We start from the raw sequence: 22,832 nt of genomic DNA on the forward strand, positions 1-22,832 counted from the left end.
CTATCCTCTATCTGTGGAACAACTGCAAACTATTGTAGAAAGCCGCTTCTGTAATGGGGACCCGGGATTCTCGGTATTTACTGTATCAAATTTGGATATTTCGGGGAAGTACAGATCGTTACTGAATGGAGCTGATGTCAGTAATTAGTCTCTTTTATTATGGCTTACACGACAATAGATATAGGCTAAGAATGCGCACTTACTACCGAAAATAAGAAAAGGGAGCAGGCTCAAACAGATTCGGCCGGCCAAGAGAAAAAATAAGTTAAAATGACAGCTTTTTATCGTCTTGTAATATGTAACGGTAACTTAATTCTGCTGTAATATCTCATTAAGATTATCCTCTTATTTTCGCAACAGAAATGAGAAACCCTTAGAGATGAAATATAAAAGTACAAGCGATAAGGAATTATGGGAACGTTGCCGACAATATGATGACCAAAAGGCTTTCAGTGAGATTTTCCGTCGTCATACCCCGCAAATGTTACGCATAGCTTCACGCTATGTGAAAGACAAAATGGTCGCGGAAGAACTTGTTATGGACTGTTTTTTCAATCTTTGGGATAAACGTGAGCGGACAGTAATAAATGGCAAATTCCTTAATTATTTGTCCCGTTGCGTATATCACTCGGTTATATATTATCTTCGTAAAGAGATTCCTGCTACTGTTAGTCTGGAAGTTGTGGGAAAAATACAACAAACAGACCATGCTACTACCGACAGCTATCTTCTGATAGCTGACATTCGGTATATTTATAACAAGGCCCTTGAAAAATTGTCTCCCCGCCGTCGTGAAGCATTTGTATTAAGTCGGTATGAAAGCCTTACTTACCCTGAAATTGCGAAGAAAATGAATCTCTCGATAGGTGCAGTAGAACACTATATGGTCGCTGCATTGGAAGGTCTGCGGACAAATATGAAAGAATACATTTCAGTCTTAATACTTCTTATCGCATCTATTCATTAAATCCATAACTACTTTTCATTTTTCTCCCGCTATGGATAGTAGCGGACGGCCTTTATGTGTCTTCACAAACTCTTCTTTATTTAAATGCTACTAATAATCAATGTATTACTATTAATCAATTAAGAAAAATGTTTTTTTTAAATTTCCAATGACAAGGGTACGGGTGTTTTTAGCATCTATATAAATGAAGTGCTACTTAAAGCTCGCAAATATGCTATGGAAGAGAATCAGGATTTGTTCGTGAAATTTTTGGATGGTCGTTGTACTGGAGAGGAGTTTTTGCAGGTAAACCAACTGTTAGAAAATGAGGTGGAGTATATAAAACTTTTCAATTTGATAAAGCAACGCGAAAATTACGAGTTGGATAATCCGCCAGTTCCTAGTATCTCCATGCAGGAATGGGTACGCTCATTAGAGCCTGTGATGCAACAGCGCATCGCAATCCATGAAAGGAGAAACCGTCTTTTTTTTAGCAGAACAATCTTGCGTTGGAGTAGCATTGCCGCCATATTTGTGAGTGTGATAGTACTAACAAATGTAATGCTGTGGAATAATTCTGACTATACGGGTTTATCGGACGGCAAGACACAGGTTGTGCAATACGCTGAACTGGCCAACCCCGGCGGAATACCTAAACTTTATTTTCTGCCGGATGGTACGAAAATCTGGCTGGCGGCAGGAAGCACATTAAAGTATCCCGAACAGTTTGCTAAAAAGCATCGGGGTGTAGAACTTTCCGGCGAAGCATTCTTCGATGTCACACGGGACGAACAGCGGCCTTTCATCATACGTACTGGCGGTATAGAAACCCGTGTACTGGGTACTTCATTTAAGATAACGGCATTCAGCGGACAAGAGCAGGAGATTTCCGTGGCAACGGGTAAAGTGAGTGTGAGCAGTAATGGACAGGAAGTGGCCCTGCTTACACGTGGACTACAGGTGCGGCATAATTCTGAAACAGGGGAAAACACCCGGACAGAGATAGATCCTGCCACCCTCGAACAATGGAAAACAGGCGTGCTTATTTTTGATAAACAGCCGTTGAACCTTGTTGCAGAACAACTGGAAAGGCGTTACGGAATAGATATCGAGTTTGCCAACCGGCAAATAGGTATCCGTCGTATACGTGGAGTATTTGCATCTGAAGAACAGGTGGAAACAATCATGGAATTACTCAGTATTGCCGGGAATTTCAGATACAGAAAATCAGGAGAGAAACATTATAAAATTTACTAATCAATAAACTAAAAAAGAGATGAAAACATAGCCAAACAATAGACATTACATCCAGGATTTGATATATACAATAATTATCAATTAGTTATAGAAAAACCATAACGTATTAAGAATAAAAAGAGCGCCTTGCTACGAACAGGACGCTCCTTACTGCCAAGGCGGCAGGTGAATTTATGAATAATATAATATTCATCCATAAAAACAAAAACTCAACAAAGGTATGAATTTTTTCAAAACATTTTTTAGACGCAGTAAAAAAGAAGTTTTACTTGCGGGCATGAACCTGTTTTTTCTGCTGCTGCCTGTAATGGCTCAAAGTCAGGATTTGGCTGCAAAGAAAATCAGCATGAATGTTAACAATGTCTCACTGGAAACTGCATTTGCAGAAATAGAGAAACAGAGCGGCGTAAAGTTCACTTATGGCGAGGACATCAACAAGTATGTCGCAAATAAAGTCACTATCGTGGCAAACAACATTTCTGTAAACGATGCCATCTCACGTACGTTGAATAACAGTAATCTACAGTACACACAGCGAGGAAACAATGTGGCAATCAGCGAAAAGCCTGCACAGTCACACTCGCAATCCCATGTTCAAACTCAACAAAACCCACGCCGTACCGGGACTGTAACAGATAACACAGGCGGACCCTTAATCGGCGTTAGTATAACCATAAAAGGAACTTCGACAGGAACCGTTACCGATGTGGATGGTAAGTTTAGTATTCAAGCTAAACCGGGCGATACGATGCAATTCTCATATGTCGGCTTTTCAACAAAAACAATTATAATCGGCAACGAGCAGGTATTGAACATTGTTTTGGAAGAGGACAGGCAGGTGCTCGATGAAATCGTTGTAGTGGGATATCAATCTATCCGTAAGTCACATCTTACCGGAGCCGTCTCAAGCGTGAAAAATCAAGAACTGAACCTGACTACTCCGTCAATGGGGCAAGCCTTGGTTGGCAAGGTGGCCGGCGTGCAGATTTCCCAGGTGAGTGGGGCCCCCTATAACAGTACAAAAATCCGTGTAAGGGGCACCGTTTCTGTTAACGCCTCATCCGATCCCTTGTATGTGATAGACGGCTATCCGTCAAATGCAGATATATCTCTCAATCCGGAAGATATAGAATCAATAGAGATACTTAAAGATGCAGCATCGGCAGCTATTTATGGCTCACGTGCATCTGGTGGCGTGGTTATGATAACCACTAAGCGGGGAAAGGAGAGTAAAGTAAAAGTAGATGTTAATTACCAGCATACTATCGGACAGCTGAGCAAAAAAGTAGACCTGCTCAATGCACAGGAGTTTGCCGAGCTGTTTGTCGATGCCCATAACAATACCTATCGCGATTTGCTTGTCAATGCCGGAAAACTATGGGATGATTCCTATAGAAGCGATAACAACTCGCAACGTACACAAAGGATCGGAAGTAACAACAGTACGGCTAATATTCCCGAATGGATGTATGACTATGCAACACAAAGCGTAAAAAAAATGCAATACGATACCGATTGGCAGGATGAGCTTTACAGAACTGCGCAAGGTAACCGCATCCACCTGAATATCACAGGCGGAAACAGCGGCATACGTTACAACCTCAGTGGTTCCTACCAGAACATGGAAGGTATCATTGTCTCTACCAGACAGAACCGGATTAACCTCCGCAGCAACATTGATATGAATGTAAGCCAGCGCTTCAAGGCAGGTGCAAATTTTGCATTGACAAGCACCAGTAACAGAGAAGTGCAGGAAGGAAGGTTTCATCAGGGGCCTATACTCGCCGCGTTGGTATATCTTCCTATTTTCAAATCACACAATGAAGACGGATCATTATCTAAATACGAAATGGCCTCGTATTCCAGCGAGTTTTCATTCCAGAATGATATAGACAATCCCGTGGCTATGGCCACCGAGACGATCATTCGCCGCACAGGGCAGCGCAGCACATACAATATGTTTGGAACCTATGAACTGTTCGATGGCCTTGTAGCCAAAGCCAACCTGGGTATGTATACCTACAACGAAAAATACGATTTTTATCGTCCGACAAGCCTGACAAGCGGTGTAAATCCTCCGTATTCTGTTCAGGCGCAGGCCGCAGCTAATGCCGTAGGCAGGAGTTATGATATGATCGATTACCTGGGCGAATTTACACTAAGCTATAATAAGCAACTGGGCGAACATCTGATACAGGGCGTTGCCGGTGCTTCCCTCCAAGAGAATAAATCGGACATACTGGAAGTCAAGGGGACGGGTTATCAGGATGATTATATCCCTGAACTCACCGGACACGGTGCCAACGCTAGTGATATATCGCTTACCGGCAACACACGCAAGTCTGTTTGGACAATGGCATCTTATTTCACCCAAATGCTTTATAGTTTCCGGAGCCGTTATTTTCTGTCGGCTTCATTCCGCGGAGACGGATCTTCACTTTTCGGCCCGCTGAACCGTTGGGGTTATTTCCCGTCTGTATCGGGTGCATGGACTGTTTCGCAAGAAGATTTCTATCAAAAAGCTTTCGGCGCGTCATCTTCGCTTAAATTACGGGCCAGTTGGGGATTGAGCGGTAACAATAACATAGGTAACTATAATCATACGCAGGTTATGAGCTCACCTGTGGGAGTACCAAATGGAAGTAATAGCGTATTAACGGCGATGTATCCTGAGGCCTTTAAAGACCGGGGTTTGGGATGGGAATCGACTTCTCAGCTTAATACCGGGTTTGACCTTAGTCTCTTCAACGGACGCCTTTCATTGATAGCCAACTATTATAACAGCCATACTTACAACCTGTTGTTTAACCAATCCATATCGGCTATTTCCGGTAGTACCAGTTATCTGACCAACTTGCCCGATTCGAAGATCCGCAACCGGGGTATAGATGTCCAGGTCGATGGTTGGGTTGTGAATACAAAAGACTTTTCCCTCAAATTAGGAGGTAATATCAGCGTGAATCGCAATAAGGTTCTTGACTTAGGCCAGGCAGGTACGATTCTGACTAACGGAGCAGAACGTTCATACATGACACATATCACCGAGGAAGGCCAACCTATCGGAATGTTCTACGGATTCAAAGTAGCCGGTATGGTACGCGAATCGGATATGGCCAATCTGGCCGAAGACGACAGCCATTATAATCCATCCACCAGAAAATTCACAGATGGATACAAAATCAAAGGACCTCCCCGTTCGGTAGCCCAGACAGCCAAACTTATGCCCGGCGACTTGTACTTTAATGATACAAATGGTGACGGGATTGTTACTGACGAAGATAAGGAGATAATAGGCTCTCCTCATCCGGATTTTATCTATGGATTCAATCTGACAAGTAATTACAAGGCATTTGATTTTTCGGCTTCCTTCAACGGTTCGCAGGGGAATAAAGTGCTCGACGGACAGGATTATTATATATACAATATGGAGGGTTCGGGTAACAACTACAAAGATGTGGCGCAACGCTACCGTAACGAGCAAAACCCGGGTAATGGAAAGGTGTACCGTGCTTCGCGCGGTGGTACACAGAGTAACAGTACGCGCCTGTCTTCCTTCTATTTGCAGGATGGTTCCTTCCTCAGATGTACGAACATAACATTGGGGTATTCTCTGCCTGATATAGCGAAGATGACTCATAATAATATTTCTTCACTAAGATTGTATTTAGCTGTTGATAATGCTTTCACCGTTACCAAATATAAAGGTTATAATCCGGAAGTGGACTATAACAACGGAAGCAACCTGACTCCCGGCGTCGATTACGGTAAATACCCTTTAATGCGGGCATTTCAGGCAGGGGTTCAGTTATCATTTTAATTCACTACTTTAAAATCCTATTTTTATGAAAATTAAAAATATCAGTATAATCATAGCTATTTTCGTTACAGGCTTTTTCTTCAATTCCTGTAATGATTTTCTGGATCAAAAAGATCCGAATAAAATTACTGCTTCCGAATATTTTCAAAACGAAAATGATGTATTGCGGGCTGTAAACGGAGTATATCGTTCCATACGCGATAATTATTGTCTGGGCGAGGGCAGTACAGCCTATACGGAAGAACGCTCTGATAATATCAGTACACAGGATAACCAGTCGAGTGCGGGAGAACCTTTCCAGTTTGGAGATTATTCCCTGCTACCTACCAATACATATCTGAAAACACATTGGACAAGGATGTTCACAGCCATTGCCAACGCTAATTTCGTACTTACCTATATTGACGATGTGAAATTTTCAGACGAAAACCTGCGTAAACAATATAAGGCGGAGGCTAAATTTCTGCGGGCCCTGGTTTATTTTCATGTTGTCAGGAAATGGGGGGATGTCCCTTTGAGCGTTACCCATTTAACCTCTTCCGACGAAGTAGCGCAGTACACTTTTCGCGAAAAAAAAGAGAAAGTATATGAGCAGATAATAAAAGACCTTACTGAATCTCTGGATGCAGGAAGCCTTCCGGATCTTCAGCCAGTATCGGGAAAAGGGCGTACATGCAAAGCTGCGATTAATGCCTTGTTAGGACAAGTGTATCTTACAATGGCTACAACCCTGGATGATGGCCAGCGGCAAAACTATCTTGGATCGGCAAAAAAACACCTGACCGACGCTTATAATATGCGTACTTTCGGCAAGCTAAACGAAATTCCTTACAGAGATGTGTTCGATGTGGAGAAAAAGGATACTTGTCCGGAATTGATATTCCAGATTGTGTATATACGTGGCGACAAGGACTATAGCTCAAGTAAAGCCAGAGGGAACCAACCCCGCGATTCAAGGCTTCTTTCCCAGTATAACTCAACCGGAACGGTATTCCTGCCGTCCGATTTGGTAAAAGAATATGAAGAAGATGATATCCGCAAAGAATGGTCGGTGCAATATTCCGTATATTCCAATAGTTATTATATAGCCAAATTCAGGGATACAAGTGCAGGTGCAGGAACGCTTGGGTATGGTGGTAACGACTGGGTACTGATGCGTTATGCTGATGTTATGCTGCTGCTGGCAGAAACCTATATGCACCTTGGTGATGAAGCGGGTGCTGTCGGGCTGCTTAATCAGGTTCGCGAACGCGCCGGGCTTCCACATTATGAGGATATGCAAAACGATGCTGATTATAAATCAAAATACCCGACACTGAAATTAGCCATATTACATGAAAGAAGGGTAGAACTGGCTTTTGAAAACCATCGCTGGTATGATCTGTTGCGTAACTTTAATATTTCGGAGTTGGAAACATTTTTCCACAGCAAAACACGGACGGATTTCGGCCTTTCCAATCCGATGAACTTCGGAAAGAAAGACCTTTACTATCCTATTCCTTTCGATGAATGGAAACTGAATCCGGAAGGCATGTACCAGAATGAGGGATATGAATAAGCTTTTTCTTTTTTAATTGCTAAGAACAATGAAAATAATACAAATATTATGCACCCTGTTGCTGTTTTCAGCAGCAGGGTATGCCCAGGCCGATGCCAGTTACAGAATCGTCAATCCTCAGAAAATTGAATCCAAAAATTTTTACTTTGTCTCGTTGATTGAGCATTCTGATGAAATGAAAGTAATATTTAGAAATGATAAAGACCTTTCAGCTTTAGCACACAGGAAATACGATGATTTACAAATAGCCGGGAATATGCTGAATATAGTAAATTCATTACGTTTCACCGATATTGAAATAAATGTAGTCAGCAACAGATTAAAAGAATTATACCGTCCTGATAATGTATTGGGCAGACTTGTATCAAATCATCTGAAACCTTCAGGATGCTATTATGAATATGAAACTCCGGGCGGAGCTGATTTGTTGGTAAAAGCCTGGGAACAGGATGCACGGGGAATTAACCGCGTAATTGATGTTTACGGAGAGGGACAAAAACCTTATTATCCGCGTATCGATTCGATCAGTTTTGTCCGTAACAGTCCCAGACATCAAAACATGTTGACTGAGAGTAAAAGATATCTATTGGAATTTCTGAAAGATAATAATTTATTCTATGCTAATTCCCTGCAAGCAGCATTGTTGTTCCTGAGTATCAATGAGAGAAATGAAGCTGTTGACTTTGAGCCGCTGTCCGAAACTGTGAATAAAAAAGCTTATGAGCATATCCACGGGACAGACTGGGATAAGTATCCTTATTCGATAATCTTGTTGCTCGGTTCCGGCCCCAATGAATATGTTTCCACTTTAAACAGGGATATCAGGCCACGGTTAAAGATGGTCGCACTGAAATACCGGCAAGGAGTGGCACCGTTCATTGTCGTTTCCGGAGGAAGGGTTCATCCGTATAAAACGCCTAATAGCGAGGCTTTTTATATGAAGAAATACCTGATGGAAGAATGCGGCGTTCCGGAACATGCAATCCTTATGGAACCGCATGCACGCCATACGACTACCAATGTGAGGAATACTGTACGCATTATGTTCAGGCAAGGTATTCCGATGAATAAGTGTGCTCTGATCTCATCTTCGGAAAGTCATATATCTTCGGTGGCCAGTCCCGATTTTGCAAAACGCTGTCTGAATGAAATGGGAGTAAAACCTTATGAGCTGGGAAAAAGGATAAGTGAGCAGTTTCTCGAATTTTTTCCACAAATAACAGCCCTGCAAATAAATCCGGAACGAGACCCGCTTGATCCGTAACTGTCTTATATTTAAAGATATGAAATCTATTGTTTTGTTTGTTTTTATATACGTTTTTACGATACCGGCTTACTGCCAGCATGCTTCTGCCAGCTCTTTATTTTCAGTGGATTCCCTTGGTGCATGCCAAGGGGTAGGCAGGATAAATAACCGCGTCTATTTGTATGGCGACAGGGAAACCGGTATCATCAGGGAATATGAATATAAAGATGGCGTATTGGTTTACATGAATAGAGAGTGCCGGTTTACGATTGGCAAAAAGAATATTATTAATCATCCTACCGGCATTGCTTATTACGATGGGAAAGCTTTTATCGGGAATTCTGTGCGTGATGCCAGGAATCCTCAAGAGTGGCTTGCTACGATTTACCTCGTAGACTGGGATAAATTGCTTGAAACACAAACGCTTGATAAAAGTCTTATAAACACAGTCGCAGATGATATGGCTATACAGGGAACCCGCCCTGAGTACATCGAATATAAAGGCGAGCGTTTTGTTGTAACGTCCGATTACGGAAATAATGGCAACGAGGTACGGCTGTACCGCTATGATCTTTTGCAAAAAGCTTCAAAAACAAGTGAAAGCGGTATATTATATGACAAGTTTCCATGTACGCCCTGGGTACAGAACCTGCATTGGATAGCAGACAAAAATATCCTTGTACTGGTACAAAATCAGGAAGAAGGCCGGAAATGGCGCCTGACATTACTTGATTTGGAAAAGTCACTGGAAACCCATAAGGAATCAATCATTCAGGTAATTGATTTTGAAAACAGGGACGAACTGGAAGGCTTTTGCATGTTGTCGGACAGTAAGGGAATAGCAGTGTCTTCATCCCGCAGTAATAATGTGTTTATTTTTGATTTTGATCCGGCCCGCTAATAATAAAGGAATTTTAAATATATGATAATGAAAAGAATATGTAGTGTCCTATTATTTTTCTTGTGCTACAGCTTCATCATAGCACAAAACCCGAAAGTGTTGGTTGCTGCCCACCGGGGCGACTGGCGTAACTATACCGAAAACTGTCTTGAAGGCATTGAGAGTTGTATCAAAATGGGAGTGGATATTGTCGAAATCGATGTTGCCAGAACCAAAGACGGCCATTTGGTTTTGATGCACGACAAGACGATTGACCGTACTACCAACGGCAAAGGAAAAGTCAGCGATTTTATGTTGGAAGAAATCCGCGGTATGCGCCTCAAAAACGGTCTGGGCCGGGTAACGGATTTCCAAATTCCAACTTTGGAAGAAGCGATGCTGACCGCGAAAGATCGTATCATGGTTAATATAGACAAGGGCGATGTTTATTTCGATGATGTTTATAAAGTTCTGGAAAAAACAGGTACAATTAAACAGGCTATTATCAAATCAGATAAACCGTATGAAGAACTGAAAGCACTATATGGTGACATTCTGGACAAGATGATATTCATGCAGATCATCACACTGAAAAAGGAGACAACGCTTGATCCCATCGCTTCTCTACTGGATAAAAAATATCCCTATTACGAAATCTGCTTTCAGGAAGAAAACCCTGAATTATTGCTGCAAATAAAGGAAAAGCTACAAACAGCAAATTCTGTAATCTGGATGAATTCTCTTTGGGACTCCCTTAGCAGTAGACACAGCGACGACAGGGCATTGGAAGATCCTGATGGTACCTGGGGGTATTTAATTAATGAGTTAGGCGCAGGAGTATTGCAAACCGACCGCCCTCTATTGATGCTGGACTATTTGAAGGGAAAAAATAGGCATGATTAAGAATATTTCACTAGAAATTAACCGTTACAGTTACACTTTCTATCAGTAAACGTTGTTTCTGCCCTCCGCTAAGACCTTTGCCCATCATCATTGTTTGATATGCTTGCGGCATAGCTTCGATTTCTTTTATATAGCTATATCCACTGCCCTTTGTAGGGCTTTGTAATCTATTTTTTCTTCATTCAATACGATATTATTTTAATAAGTGAGGATAGAATAGGGTTGTATTTAATAACGGTGGAAAAGTGTTCTGTCAATATCCCGATGCGGGTAAACTGAAGATATCATTGTAAACCGGGAATATTTAAGGTATATTTACCTGACGATTATATAATGAGCATAAGCAAAAAACACTACATTTATGGAATAGAATATCCTAATAGTTCTAATTGATAAAAACATATCATGAAACTCAAATTATACAAATCCCTATTTCATGTGTTTTCCTTTTTATCCGATAAGACGAATGGGGCTAATCTTTTTGTCAGATATAAGCTCCTGTTAGGAACACTTATTATTGGATTGGCAGGAATATCAGCAAAAGCTCAAAAAAAAGAAACCGTGAATGATACGATTCCTCTTCGAAAACCTCTTCATTCAGAGATGGCATCCTGCTATAAGGTCGCTGTTGATTCAACTAAAATACCACAGATCTCAGATACTCTGGATATTAAAGAGGTAGTTGTTGTAGGGCGTAGATCGATAGTAAAAGATCGTTCCGCTATTACTTGTTATGCAGTTCAGGTCATTGAAGAGCCTGTAATAAAAACCAAAGCTCCATTAAACATAGATTCTATAATAAACAAGCCACTAAATACAAATATTTCGAATGAGTTTGCAGGCATCATGTGTTATGGTATTGTCAATATGCCGTATAGCAACGATGATATATATGCTTCCGGCCCTGAAGAAAGGGAATTCTATTATGACCAGGTAACAACAAAGCCGATATCTCCTGCTGGTAATCTTGAAGATTTTGAAAAATGGATTCAAAGTAACCTTCAATACAGCGAACAAATGAGAAAAAGCAAAATTGAAGGAGACGTTATCCTAAGTTTTGTTATAAATAAAAAAGGAAAAGTAATAAATAAAAAGATTGTAAAAAGCCCATCAGGAGAAGCTGATAAAGAAGTTCTTAAAGTAGTCTCTAAATCTAAAAGATGGAAACCGGGACAGCTCTACGGAGTTCCGGTAAAAACAAGAATAACAATAACAATAAAGCTTAATGGTGACATAGGATGAAACTCAAATCATATAACATATTATTTAGCCTGTTTTCTTTTCTTGCGGATAAAACAAACGGATCGCCGATCTTTGTCAAGTATAAATTGTTGCTGGGTACATTGATTATTAGCATAGCAGGGACAACTGCTCATGCACAGAGAAAAGCTGAGATGCCTTGTTATGATACGATACCTCCTCGTACATCTAAAAACAAAGAAATAATAACTAAGGCTATAACATCTTCGGAAAACCAGAGTAATAAATACGATAGTCTGATAGAAATAAAGGGAAGAGTAAACGATCAACAAGGAGAATTTATTGCCGGGGTATCAATCCTTGTAAAAGGGACTACAGTTGGAACCGTATCTGATATAAACGGGACTTTTAGTATTAAGGCTAAACCTACAGATAAGCTTGTATTTTCTTTTGTTGGTATGGAAAGTCGAGAAATATCTGTTTCATCAATGAGTGGTGGAGAAGCGATAATAACAATGAAAGATTCGGAAATGATTCTTTGCTACGAAGTCATTGTAGTTAGTAGTTCAAGATTCCGGGATGATATATATTCACCCCGAGGGAATACAATAACTAGAGTTTCTTATAATGAAATATCTAAAAAACCGCTTTCTCCTGCCGGTGATATTGAAAGCTTCCAAAAATGGGTGCAGAGTAATATCCGGTATAGTGAACAGATGAAGAAAGATAAAATCAAAGGAGAAGTCATCCTTAGTTTTACCATTGACAAAAAAGGGAGATTGGCAGATAAGAAAGTGATAGGGAAATTGTCAAAGGAAGCGGATAAAGAAGCTTTGAGAGCTTTATCGTTGTCTGGAGCATGGGAACCGGGAATCCATTATGATGGTAAGCCAATTAAAACAACGATGACTATTAGCCTGAATTTTGGTTATGAATAATAAGGAAAGATTACAATTATATAACATTGCTTTAGAACTGACTGATAAGTGTAATCTTGCTTGCCGTTACTGTTACAATATCTGGAAGATACCCGGTGCTGAACATCAAACATTCAATTCATACAATAAGGCAATCAAAGCCCTCAAACAAGTTTTTGCGCAAGCGGATGTTCGTAACATTACCCTTACGGGAGGAGAACCTTTTATTGCTCAACGTATCAAAGAGATTGCTCTTTTTTGCCGGATGGATGGTAAAACCGTTACGGTTATCAGTAATGGTTTCAAAGGTACAGCAGATGATTATAAAGATATGATAGCTATGGGGATTACCCTGTTTGAGTTCCCTATACATTCTGCCGACGAAGTTGTACATGATTACATTACGCAGGTAAACGGAAGTTGGAAGAAATCTATCAATTCTGTTCGGGCAGCACAAAGTACAGGCGGTTATCCGGTTCCTGTGATTGTATTGACGAAATACAATGTAGAAGTCCTTGCTGATACCCTGGGTTTTATTGCCGATTTAGGTTTAAGACGAATCATGATGAACCGATACAATATCGGAGGATGCGGTACTGCTGATCCGGCTTCTGTTTCGGCTAACCACAGTCAATTAAAAAAAGCATTTACGATCGCTAATACTAAAGCTGAGGAGCTGGGCTTGGTAATATCATCCAATGTATGTTCTCCCGATTGCTTACTTGATCCGGAGAAGTATACAAACATCATGTTCGGCCATTGTTCGGATAATGTCTTACAAAAGCCTATAACGATGGATATTAACGGAAATATTCGTCTTTGTAATCATTCACCCGTAGTGGCAGGAAATATCTACAAACAAGATTTAAGAGAAATCCTGTATTCCCCATATGCCAATTCGTGGAATGAAACTGTCCCTGAGTATTGCAGTAAATGTAACAAATGGGATACTTGCCGCGGAGGCTGCCGTGCTGCTTCCGAGCAATGCGGATTAGGATTGGAGCATGTCGATCCTATATTGACATGTGCGGAACTAATCTGATTTTTCAATAATTACTTTATAAAAAACAAAATATCCGATAGTTGAACCGTTTCTTCTATTTATTATTTATTCGAATCTCTTTTGTCCTGAGATTAGTGGCTATAATAGCTGTCAATATAAGGATTACCCCGATCCATCGCATGGTATCTACGAATTCGTGCAGTATAAATGCCGAAGACAGGACTGCGACAGGCAGTTCTACAGCGCTAAGTATAGCTCCGATGGAAACGCCGACTCGCGGTATACCCATCGAGAAAAGAAGAGGAGGAATAACAGTACCTAACAGAGCCAAAATTAATCCCCAAAGGGCCAATCCTCCCCAAAATACACCATTGAAGAAAAACACGGGAGGGAAGATAATCCATGTGACAGTACATGATCCGGTGATCATCAACGCGCTCTTTTTCAATACGGGGAGATCATTACCTATACGTCCGCTGGTCATCAGGAATATAGCATAACAAGTGGCTGCAAACAGACCGAAAATAATGCCTTTCGGATTGAGAATTATCTCCTGACTGAATATTCCGCCTGCCAGAAGCGTACCAGCCAGGACAACACCAAGTAGCAACAGTTGCTTTTTGCTTGGCTTTTTCTTGAATACAACAGCCTCTATCAGTATACTTATCCACAAATATTGCATCAATAAAATAATAGCGACAGAAGCGGGCAGCAGTTTAACGCACTGATAATAGAATATCCCTACCAGACCGGTAAAAGTTCCGGCTAAAGCAATTTTCCACCAACTGGTTGTAGGTTGTGATACATCTGTCTCTTCCGATTTTTTCTGTTTCTTAAACGATCTGGTAGCCAGGTATAACAACCACAAGATAATCATGCCCGAAAAAGATTGTGTACCTGTAATTTCTCTTAAGGTATATCCATTGGTATAAGCAAATTTTACGATAGTGGATAAGAGCCCAAAGCTGGCTGCTCCCATGAATACTAATAATCCGCCTTTTATTCTCTCATTCATAATTTTAGTAATTTACAGCTATGTCCGACATATTCATCTCCGGAAGAAAGCACACAAAAAAGGAGTACCCTTTTGCGGATACCCCCTCCATTTGTTTTATCGTTCGTATATGATATCGGATAGGGATATCATATACGGGTTGGTACTGCAAAATTACAAAATTTATTTTTCAGGACAAAATATGCAAAAAGTAACCTTGTTGAAAGGCTATGAGCTATGGCGGGTTCATTTTAATCCGAACATATATTCAGGCTTTAACACTATATGTTCATAACTCTCTTATTGAATTTTTGAACCTAAAATATGATTGGCCTACTTTTGCATGCATTATATAAATCAGATCATGGACAGTGTAGACTTTATAAAGAATAATTGGTATTCCGCAGTATATGAAAGCGGTTTCAGTATAATATTCAAAGCCGTGGAAGAGAGTGATAAATCTTTGTCATTTTGTCGTAAAGATGGGATCATTGTAGATAATCTGCCCGAAGGGTACCAGAAGATCGTTTCCTATGGTATCCTTGAGCCGGATTATAAATGATTTTATGCTGGCATTTTTATTATCAGATAAGACATTATAGATCATATCAAAAAAAGAGACCGGGCCCGGCAGGAGTGGTCGGAAGAAATTCCGATCACTTTTTGTTTTCTACGTTTTGAAGAAAATAGAAGGATCACCACCACACTGCACAACAATCATAGATATAATCAGGTTTCTCAATTCCATGGAAAATCTTCTTTTAGCAGTTTTATATCCAAGTTTATTAGCCTGTTTATATATCAAGATAAGTATAGCCACAATCAAAGTCATATATAGGATAACTTTTATTCCATTTTTATTGAGTGACACAAGAGTACTCACATTTAGTTCCTGCTTTATAAATCGGAAGAATACTTCGATATCCCACCTTCGCCTGTAAGCGTCCGTAATATCTTTGGCTGATAAGTTAAGCACATTGGTGATAAACCAAAATTCTTTATCAGGATCATCTTTGCTTTGTGCTACAATTAAGCGAAAAGGTACTTCTACCAGCTCTTCTTTGTAATGGATATTACCTCGTTTATTATTAATAGGCTTACCGGTATATAAATAAACTTCACTATCTTTCAAAAGCATCAAACTACCCAAGTCTAGATCAATATCATCGCTTTTCAAGGATTTTAGTTCAACATGTTTTCGATTCTCTTTTGCTCTTATTATAAAAGGGATAGATTCTCCGGAAAAATCTTTCATGGTTCTAGCTGACTGCAATCCTCTGTCCAAAATGTAAATATTGTGATGTCCGGTTTCTTGTTTCACATGACTTCTTATAACCTCAGGTAAAGCTGTTTCTTCGCCAGAGTATTTGGAGTCTGTAAATATCTTAACATCACAAGGTAAAATGCCATCAAAAGCAATGCTATACTTAACTGACTTCTTTCCGTTTTTATGGTCAATACCTTCTTCTAAGAGTTTGCTACAAGCTTCACTTACCATTGAAGAATCAACTCGTATCAGATTATATTCCTCTTTTTCTGTCGATGAATAGGCTGCTGAGAATTGTTCATAAATACATTCATATATTTGTTTGAAGAAGTCCGCATCAATCTTAGAAAGCCGTTCTGATATGGAACTTCGGCGAACACTCTCTGATTTGTCTAAGTTAAAAAGCATCTTGAAGACTGGATCATTAAAGGTATCCTCTAAGGTTCGCTGACTTAATCTGTCATTCTCTAAAATGCTATACATCAAAAGGTAAAACAATTTCTTGCCATGCAGAACTTTTGAATAATAGTCAACTTTTGTATTTTCGGATAAATGACTTAAAAGTGCCTCTGGAATAACTCCCAATAGTTGATTTATTCCAATCCTATGATCTTTAAATATTGCCATAAATATATGATTATCAATACTTAAAGATAATAAAACTATGTGATAAAAACAAACATAATCAGCTTAATATCAAATGATTATATAAAAAAATAGTCGGAAGATATTTCTTCCGACCACTCCTGCCGGGCCCGGTCTCTTTTAGATTTGATGCATCCCTGCATTAAAAAGTGTTTGTATGAATTGGATGCAACATTATAAGGGGTGTATCCCGTCCCCTATTTCATTCTCGATATTTAAATAGCCCCTTCTCCGATATTAGGAGGGATTGGGGCTATTCAATATTATGCAATTGTTATTTATCAAGGAGTAGCATTTGTAACGGAATATTGCACACGATAAGAGAGCTTTCTGCTACCCATCTGCCAACCCGCAAAAGCCTGATTGTTATAGACTCCTGTATACTGGTTCCAACCCGGAATTACTTCTCCGCTTTTTAAAACAACATTCAGCGTAAAAGTCAATGTTTGGCCAAGAGCCGGAGCTGTCTTTCCGAATTTACTATACACATCGGCAATATTAATGGTAATTGTTGATGGAAAACTAGTAATAATATCCACAGCAACCTGACTGGTTGTCTTTGTACCGTCATTCAGCACTGCCAGCAATTGCGCGCGATCCATCATCGAATAATCACCTTGTTGAGTAGGGATAGCCACGTCTACCTGATAGTTTCCGGTTGTTTTCCCATTTATGAGGGTGTTGTCACTTCCATTGGTCTTAACAATATCTATGACCACCCCTCTTGTTACTTCATCTATCGGGAACGGCAAATCTTTGTCACAACCTGCAGCAACCAAACAAAATGAGATCGCTGCTATGATATACAAATATATTTTTTTCATGTTTCTTTTAACTTTAAATTATGTATCAATCGCTTTGTCTTATTTATCCCAGAATATAAATTTAACCGACACATCTGTTTTTTGCTTTATGTTCGGATTGAGATCTACTTCTGTAGTTGCGGGATAATACAAAGATCTGGGAAAAGATGTAAGCAAGCTAATCGGTACCCGTGCCGGAGAGTTAGTTGTAACAGTAGGATTTACACCATATTCCGGATCTGCCGTATTGGCCGGATTGAATAATCCCGGATAACCTGTCCTGCGATAATCCGTATAAGCATCTATCGGAGAAAAGAAGTTTCCTATCCATTTCTGGCTCATGATGATTTCCAGTTTTCCTGCGTCAGAGGCTGCATCATATTTGCTAAGTACTGCAGTTGTAAAAGCATCTCTGTCAGTAGCCGTTATTGAAGGAGCATTTTGCATTGCTGCTACTGTATTCACATGCGCAATAGAAGCGTCTATTCCTTCCTTAAGCAGTTTTTTTGCATCTCCGGCTATCTCTCCGGTAAGTACAAGTTCTGCCAATATGAATTTAAGTGAATGGTATGTAATGAATTTAACAGGAGCAGCACCATTTCCGGTAGTTGCAGAAACTGCGCCGCCATTACCGTCATCAAATTTTCCGCCACAAGGATAGATGCCGATCTTACTCATCGAGCTGGACTGATCGCCGGAGTTATTAGAACTATTGTCTGCAAAGAAGATGGAAAGGAAATTACCTTCACGATATGAGTGATTGTTCTGTGCATTCTGACCTGTTTTTAACTGATTATAGAAATAATACGGAACTCGCGGGTCAACAATTCCTGCAAACGGATTTTTGGTATTATTATAAGTCAGGCCCTTCATCATTTCATAGAAGTAGGGGCTAATATAGTATGTTGTACCTCTATTGGCATATTCAGCGACAAAAGCAGGATGGCGTTCATCAGGACTGGTTTTCGAAGTGTACCAGAATTGAAAATCTTCTCCGGAACCTATAAATTTATTTGCTGTTGCCAAATCTGATAATTTTTTTTGCCAATCAGTAATATCGGATTTTGCATTCCGTGTTTGTAATAGCAACTTTAGTTTGATGGTATTAGCCAAACGAACCCATTTGTCTTTATTTCCATTATAGAAGAAATCATCGCTTGCCGGAGCATAGGCATTGGCAGCGTTCGTGTTTTGTATATCAGCAATTCCTTTTTCCAATAAATCAATTGCAGAATTATATATGAAATCACTTTTATCAACTTTAGGCGCTTTTATTTCAAATATATTGAATTCAGAATAAGGAACGTCGCCCCAAAGATCAGTCATCATTGAAATTGTATAGGCTTTCAATATTTTTGCAATACCTGCATAAATCAAATTACCATCTGGTTCGGCAAGTTTAATAATAGCATCAAAGTCAGCGAGTGAATAATTGTAGAAATAATTCCATGAATTATAGATATTATTTGCTGTTGGAGACATGCCATAATTTTGTACCTCGCGTGATACTAAATGATGAGTATAAGAAGATAAACTATTACCGATAAAGTTTCCTTGTCCAAGTGCATTAGTCATATATCTTTGGCTACCTGACAACATTTTTGAAAGCTCCGGGGTAGTGGGGCTATTCGGATTATCATTGATATCCAACCAGTCTTTGGTACATGATGTAACGAAAAGAAGGGCGAATATTATTAATAAGAATTTTATTCTATTTTTCATTTTCTCTAATTTTTTAGAAAGTTAATTTCAGGTTCAATCCTATTCTTCGTGTAGTAGGGGCTGTTTCTCTGTCGATTCCCTGTACATTTCCAACACCAAAAGAGTTTGATCCCGGATCATAGTTCATATATTTCGGGAATCCCGGAGCATAATGCCATAAGTTTCTTGCAATTACAGAAAAGCTGGCTGAACCAATGAATGTTTTCCTTAACCAGTTTTTTGGAATTTCATAACCTAAAGAGATCTCACTCAGGTGGAAAACTGTAGCGTCGAAAGTGCTGAATTCATGTACACCGTTCATTGCGAATGTAGGGCTGACACTTGATGATGCAAACCACATATTATTCTCATTGATTTGTACAGTATTCGGTATCTTATTACCGTTTTCATCCAGATATGGCTTGCGCGTATTCGGGTTAGCCAGGACGCCTGGTAGAATACGGGTTCCTAAGCGGTCTTCATTGTATTTGGTTACACCCCGGCCTAACATATCGCTAACCGGACCTGATACGATAACCCCACCTACACTCATATCGAACATAAAGCTGAATGTAACTCCTTTATATGATATCGTATTTGTAATAGCTGATTTAAAGTCGGGGTTAGGATCACCTAATTCACCTAATTCGGTATCAACCATATAACCTCCGGTAGCAGGATTTATTAATGGATTACCTTCTTCGTCACGGGCAATTTTAGTTCCGCGAAGAATACCATAAGGGGAACCTGCCTGCATGGTAGGTTGTGGTTCGCTGGTTGATCCGGTCGACAATGTAACGCGTTCCATACCATCCGTCAAAGAAACGACTTTACTCTTATTATGAGTAAACGTTGCAAAAATATCCCATTTAAGAGAGTTTCGTAGTTCGATTGGCGTCGCCGAAAGTCCTATTTCTACTCCTTTGTTGTTTATTTTACCAAAGTTTGTATAATATTCGATCAAGCCTGTCGAACGAGGGTAACTGATAGGTGCAATCATATCTTTGATTGTCCTGGTATACCATGCAAAATCGATTCCTACACGGTTGTTAAAGAACTTCAGTTCCGTACCGACTTCAAACTCAGTAGTAAACTCCGGTTTTAGCTTCTCATCATAGATAGCTGTCGGATATAACATAAGCGGACGATCGTCGAAAGGCGAGGCCTTGAGGTATGTTCCGTTTTTATAATAAGGAGATGCGTCATTACCTACCTGTCCCCAACCAAGGCGCAGTTTACCGAAACTAAGTATCTCGGGTTTTATGTCGAAGGCTTCGGTAAATATAAAGGAGCCTGTAAAAGCCGGATAATAATAACTGTTATTATCCTTTGGCAATGTGGACGAATGGTCGTTACGCATTGTTGCATTCAGGTAAAGATAATTTTTATAACCAAATGTCACATCGGCGAACATAGCCCATAGTCGTCTTCTTGTATAGTTTTCTGTTGCTGTTTGTGTCAATGCGTTATCCAGATTGTCGATGCCTTTGTATATCATTCTGGTACCGTCTACTGTGGTTCTTCTTGTGGTGCGTTGATTCACATTGTGTCCCAATACAGCTTTGAGGTTATAATCCGTTCCAAAGTCTTTGTTGAAAGTAAGTACAAAGATCGATTCCAGTTCCTGTGACTTATAATTATCTTTCAATATATATCCTCTTCCTGAACTTGCAGCAGAGCCGATATTAATAACTTGCCTTCTTTCCAGTTCATATTGATTCCATCCGAATGTATAATCGAATGATAGCCATTTGGTGAATTCATATCCGGTATTTACTGTTGCTACAGTACGGTCATTTACCGAATTTATTGTGTTGTATTTCCATGACCAAAGTGGATTGTCAACTCCGCTAAGCGGGAATAAATTAGCTCCGGTAAGCGGGTTTTCATAAGGCAAGGAAGTATCGAAGTTTCGTGGCAGAAGCAACGTCCGGGCAAATGAACTAGCCGATCCGGTATAACTTCCCGCCCCAAAGAATGGTCCATTCTGAATAGTGCGGCTATAAGATAATGTCCCTCCTACACGGATACCATTATCAAGTTTTTGATTTCCTCCTGCACTGAATGACGTCCGTTCAAATTCAGAGTGAGGGATATATCCATCCTGGTCAGCACGGGATACGGTCAGATTGAAATTCCCTTTGTCATTGTAACTTACAATGTTCGCGGAAAGGTCTAATAGGCCACCTGTGCGGAATAAATTCTTTACGTTATTAGGATAAGCTTTATACTCCTGTGTCGCCCCTAATTCCGGGTAGGCTGCTAGGTAGTTGCTCCATGTAGGGAACGTTTCCAAGTCGGAGAAAGCTGGTCCCCATGAACCATTGGCATTTGAGTACAAGAAATCCGATCCCGGGCCGTATGTATTTTGGTAATCAGGCAGAGAAGCGACCGTTTCCCATGCATATGACGATGATATAGTTACTTCAGTTCCTTTCTGGGACTGACGTTTCCTTTTGGCACCCGATTTTGTTGTAATCAATATTACCCCGTTTGCAGCGCGTGAACCATACAGTGCCGCTGATGCCGCACCTTTAAGAACACTCATGCTCTCAATGTCATTCGGGTCTAAGGTAGAGATCCCCGTTCCATAAGCACCTGCAGAAGTTAGTCTGTTGCCGGTGGTAACTTCAGTATTACTGTAAGGAATACCATCCACTATATAAAGAGGATCATTGCTTCCGTACATAGAAGAATTACCACGGATAGACACCTTTGTACCACTACCTGCAACAGATGACGATGAACTTATCTGTACTCCCGGGATTTTCCCGTTCAACGAACGGAATAAATCGGGTTCTGCTTTTTGGACAGCATTACTCGGATCAACTTTAGCAACTGCATAGCCTAAAGCTTTGTCCGACCTGCTGATACCCATGGCTGTAACAACGACTTCTTCTAATACTTTATCGTCATTCTCCATTACCACTCTCATGTTCTGAGATGGTTTTGCTTCTACTGTTTTCATTCCCACCAATGTGAATACCAGTGTATTTTTTCCATCAGGTACATTAATGGAAAACTTACCATCCAGATCAGTTATTGTTCCAACAGTAGTCCCTTTCACTACAACTGAAGCACTAATAACGGGTTCTCCATTACTGTCTACCACAGTACCGGAAATCCTCGTTGTTTGTGCTACTATAAATCCGACGCTTAGCAATAAGCAGGATAAAATTAACACCACTCTTTTCTTCATAATAATTGTAATTAATAGCTAAATATTATTTTATATCAACTCGACATTTTATTTGGAAACATTTCTCTCAGCTTAATTATATTTTTGTGTAAACACACAAAAATCTTCTTCTGGAAATCAATTTGTTTCCAAAAGAAGATTTTTTATAATAAAATGGCAGATAGATATTTCTTGTTATATCCGATCTGTTGCTTTTCTGATTTTTTTTTGTTAATATGTTCTCTCTCTCTCTCTCTCTCTCTCTCTCTCTCTCTCTCTCTCTCTCTCTCTCTCTCTCTCTCTCTCTCTCTCTCTCTAATAAAATAGAGCTAACCTCCAAATTTTCAACCGAAAGAATGAAAGATAAATTTGATACTTTTTTGTTGATTTGATACTTTAGGGCCATATTAACAGAAGTTCATCTTGTTATTACCATTTTGAGAAAAAGAGATTAGGCACAGCTAATCATATGGTTAGTCTCTACTCCAGATAATTCGTTTTTGGTTTAATATGACAA

The 22,832-nt window shown here is 39.9% G+C and carries 17 protein-coding genes; 11 read left to right on the forward strand and 6 right to left on the reverse strand.

Annotation, left to right across the window (positions count from 1 at the left end):
• Positions 1 to 379 precede the first annotated feature (379 nt).
• The 10 genes from ACYQ3L_RS23230 (at position 380) to ACYQ3L_RS23275 (ending at position 13,766) form a co-directional block, all read left to right on the forward strand.
• Positions 380 to 967, forward strand: a complete 588-nt coding sequence (locus ACYQ3L_RS23230; RefSeq protein WP_379994250.1) for an RNA polymerase sigma factor — start codon at positions 380 to 382, stop codon at positions 965 to 967.
• 189 nt (positions 968 to 1,156) lie between these two features.
• The gene (locus ACYQ3L_RS23235) at positions 1,157 to 2,203 is read left to right on the forward strand and encodes a FecR family protein (protein WP_459952488.1); all 1,047 of its coding nucleotides are present in this window, start codon (positions 1,157 to 1,159) and stop codon (positions 2,201 to 2,203) included.
• A gap of 220 nt (positions 2,204 to 2,423) precedes the next feature.
• Positions 2,424 to 6,020, forward strand: coding sequence for a SusC/RagA family TonB-linked outer membrane protein (locus ACYQ3L_RS23240; protein ID WP_379994248.1), 3,597 nt, complete (start codon positions 2,424 to 2,426; stop codon positions 6,018 to 6,020).
• Between the two features lie 25 nt (positions 6,021 to 6,045).
• Positions 6,046 to 7,578, forward strand: a complete 1,533-nt coding sequence (locus ACYQ3L_RS23245; RefSeq protein WP_379994247.1) for a RagB/SusD family nutrient uptake outer membrane protein — start codon at positions 6,046 to 6,048, stop codon at positions 7,576 to 7,578.
• Positions 7,579 to 7,606: 28 nt separating this feature from the next.
• On the forward strand, positions 7,607 to 8,842 hold the full coding sequence (locus ACYQ3L_RS23250; RefSeq protein ID WP_379994246.1) for a YdcF family protein: 1,236 nt from the start codon (positions 7,607 to 7,609) through the stop codon (positions 8,840 to 8,842).
• A 19-nt stretch (positions 8,843 to 8,861) separates the two neighbouring features.
• Positions 8,862 to 9,725, forward strand: a complete 864-nt coding sequence (locus ACYQ3L_RS23255; protein ID WP_379994245.1) for a hypothetical protein — start codon at positions 8,862 to 8,864, stop codon at positions 9,723 to 9,725.
• A 27-nt stretch (positions 9,726 to 9,752) separates the two neighbouring features.
• A complete protein-coding gene (locus ACYQ3L_RS23260; protein WP_379994244.1) occupies positions 9,753 to 10,607 on the forward strand; it encodes a glycerophosphodiester phosphodiesterase family protein in 855 nt (284 codons plus the stop codon).
• A gap of 405 nt (positions 10,608 to 11,012) precedes the next feature.
• Complete coding sequence (locus tag ACYQ3L_RS23265; RefSeq protein WP_379994243.1) at positions 11,013 to 11,849, forward strand: energy transducer TonB; 837 nt, start codon at positions 11,013 to 11,015, stop codon at positions 11,847 to 11,849.
• A complete protein-coding gene (locus ACYQ3L_RS23270; RefSeq protein ID WP_379994242.1) occupies positions 11,846 to 12,745 on the forward strand; it encodes a carboxypeptidase-like regulatory domain-containing protein in 900 nt (299 codons plus the stop codon). The genes ACYQ3L_RS23265 and ACYQ3L_RS23270 overlap by 4 nt, the downstream gene beginning before the upstream one ends.
• Positions 12,738 to 13,766 (forward strand): radical SAM protein, encoded by a 1,029-nt coding sequence (locus tag ACYQ3L_RS23275; protein ID WP_379994241.1) that lies wholly within the window; start codon positions 12,738 to 12,740, stop codon positions 13,764 to 13,766. The genes ACYQ3L_RS23270 and ACYQ3L_RS23275 overlap by 8 nt, the downstream gene beginning before the upstream one ends.
• A gap of 55 nt (positions 13,767 to 13,821) precedes the next feature.
• On the opposite strand, the gene ACYQ3L_RS23280 is transcribed toward ACYQ3L_RS23275, so the two are convergent.
• On the reverse strand, positions 13,822 to 14,742 hold the full coding sequence (locus tag ACYQ3L_RS23280; RefSeq protein WP_379994240.1) for an EamA family transporter: 921 nt from the start codon (positions 14,740 to 14,742) through the stop codon (positions 13,822 to 13,824).
• Between the two features lie 343 nt (positions 14,743 to 15,085).
• Between ACYQ3L_RS23280 and ACYQ3L_RS23285 the strand changes: the two genes are divergently transcribed.
• Complete coding sequence (locus ACYQ3L_RS23285) at positions 15,086 to 15,283, forward strand: hypothetical protein (RefSeq protein ID WP_379994239.1); 198 nt, start codon at positions 15,086 to 15,088, stop codon at positions 15,281 to 15,283.
• A 108-nt stretch (positions 15,284 to 15,391) separates the two neighbouring features.
• Here ACYQ3L_RS23285 and ACYQ3L_RS23290 read toward each other — a convergent pair whose 3' ends face one another.
• The 5 genes from ACYQ3L_RS23290 to ACYQ3L_RS23310 form a co-directional block, all read right to left on the reverse strand.
• Entirely contained in the window at positions 15,392 to 16,615 is a 1,224-nt protein-coding gene (locus ACYQ3L_RS23290; protein WP_459952243.1) for an IS4 family transposase, read from the reverse strand.
• Between the two features lie 299 nt (positions 16,616 to 16,914).
• Entirely contained in the window at positions 16,915 to 17,457 is a 543-nt protein-coding gene (locus ACYQ3L_RS23295) for a hypothetical protein (protein WP_379998959.1), read from the reverse strand.
• Between the two features lie 39 nt (positions 17,458 to 17,496).
• The gene (locus tag ACYQ3L_RS23300) at positions 17,497 to 19,158 is read right to left on the reverse strand and encodes a SusD/RagB family nutrient-binding outer membrane lipoprotein (protein WP_379998957.1); all 1,662 of its coding nucleotides are present in this window, start codon (positions 19,156 to 19,158) and stop codon (positions 17,497 to 17,499) included.
• A gap of 13 nt (positions 19,159 to 19,171) precedes the next feature.
• Positions 19,172 to 22,336: a SusC/RagA family TonB-linked outer membrane protein gene (locus ACYQ3L_RS23305; RefSeq protein WP_379998955.1), complete on the reverse strand. Its 3,165-nt coding sequence runs from the start codon at positions 22,334 to 22,336 to the stop codon at positions 19,172 to 19,174.
• Positions 22,337 to 22,412: 76 nt separating this feature from the next.
• Entirely contained in the window at positions 22,413 to 22,721 is a 309-nt protein-coding gene (locus tag ACYQ3L_RS23310; RefSeq protein WP_459952489.1) for a hypothetical protein, read from the reverse strand.
• Between the last annotated feature and the right edge of the window lie 111 nt (positions 22,722 to 22,832).

Source organism: Dysgonomonas termitidis, assembly GCF_054657735.1.

Coding starts and splice junctions, on each gene's coding strand:
- ACYQ3L_RS23230 (WP_379994250.1), top strand. CDS start 380: ATGAAATATAAAAGTACAAGCGATAAGGAATTATGGGAACGTTGCCGA.
- ACYQ3L_RS23240 (WP_379994248.1), top strand. CDS start 2,424: ATGAATTTTTTCAAAACATTTTTTAGACGCAGTAAAAAAGAAGTTTTA.
- ACYQ3L_RS23245 (WP_379994247.1), top strand. CDS start 6,046: ATGAAAATTAAAAATATCAGTATAATCATAGCTATTTTCGTTACAGGC.
- ACYQ3L_RS23250 (WP_379994246.1), top strand. CDS start 7,607: ATGAAAATAATACAAATATTATGCACCCTGTTGCTGTTTTCAGCAGCA.
- ACYQ3L_RS23255 (WP_379994245.1), top strand. CDS start 8,862: ATGAAATCTATTGTTTTGTTTGTTTTTATATACGTTTTTACGATACCG.
- ACYQ3L_RS23260 (WP_379994244.1), top strand. CDS start 9,753: ATGAAAAGAATATGTAGTGTCCTATTATTTTTCTTGTGCTACAGCTTC.
- ACYQ3L_RS23265 (WP_379994243.1), top strand. CDS start 11,013: ATGAAACTCAAATTATACAAATCCCTATTTCATGTGTTTTCCTTTTTA.
- ACYQ3L_RS23270 (WP_379994242.1), top strand. CDS start 11,846: ATGAAACTCAAATCATATAACATATTATTTAGCCTGTTTTCTTTTCTT.
- ACYQ3L_RS23275 (WP_379994241.1), top strand. CDS start 12,738: ATGAATAATAAGGAAAGATTACAATTATATAACATTGCTTTAGAACTG.
- ACYQ3L_RS23280 (WP_379994240.1), bottom strand. CDS start 14,742: ATGAATGAGAGAATAAAAGGCGGATTATTAGTATTCATGGGAGCAGCC.
- ACYQ3L_RS23285 (WP_379994239.1), top strand. CDS start 15,086: ATGGACAGTGTAGACTTTATAAAGAATAATTGGTATTCCGCAGTATAT.
- ACYQ3L_RS23290 (WP_459952243.1), bottom strand. CDS start 16,615: ATGGCAATATTTAAAGATCATAGGATTGGAATAAATCAACTATTGGGA.
- ACYQ3L_RS23295 (WP_379998959.1), bottom strand. CDS start 17,457: ATGAAAAAAATATATTTGTATATCATAGCAGCGATCTCATTTTGTTTG.
- ACYQ3L_RS23300 (WP_379998957.1), bottom strand. CDS start 19,158: ATGAAAAATAGAATAAAATTCTTATTAATAATATTCGCCCTTCTTTTC.
- ACYQ3L_RS23305 (WP_379998955.1), bottom strand. CDS start 22,336: ATGAAGAAAAGAGTGGTGTTAATTTTATCCTGCTTATTGCTAAGCGTC.
- ACYQ3L_RS23310 (WP_459952489.1), bottom strand. CDS start 22,721: ATGGCCCTAAAGTATCAAATCAACAAAAAAGTATCAAATTTATCTTTC.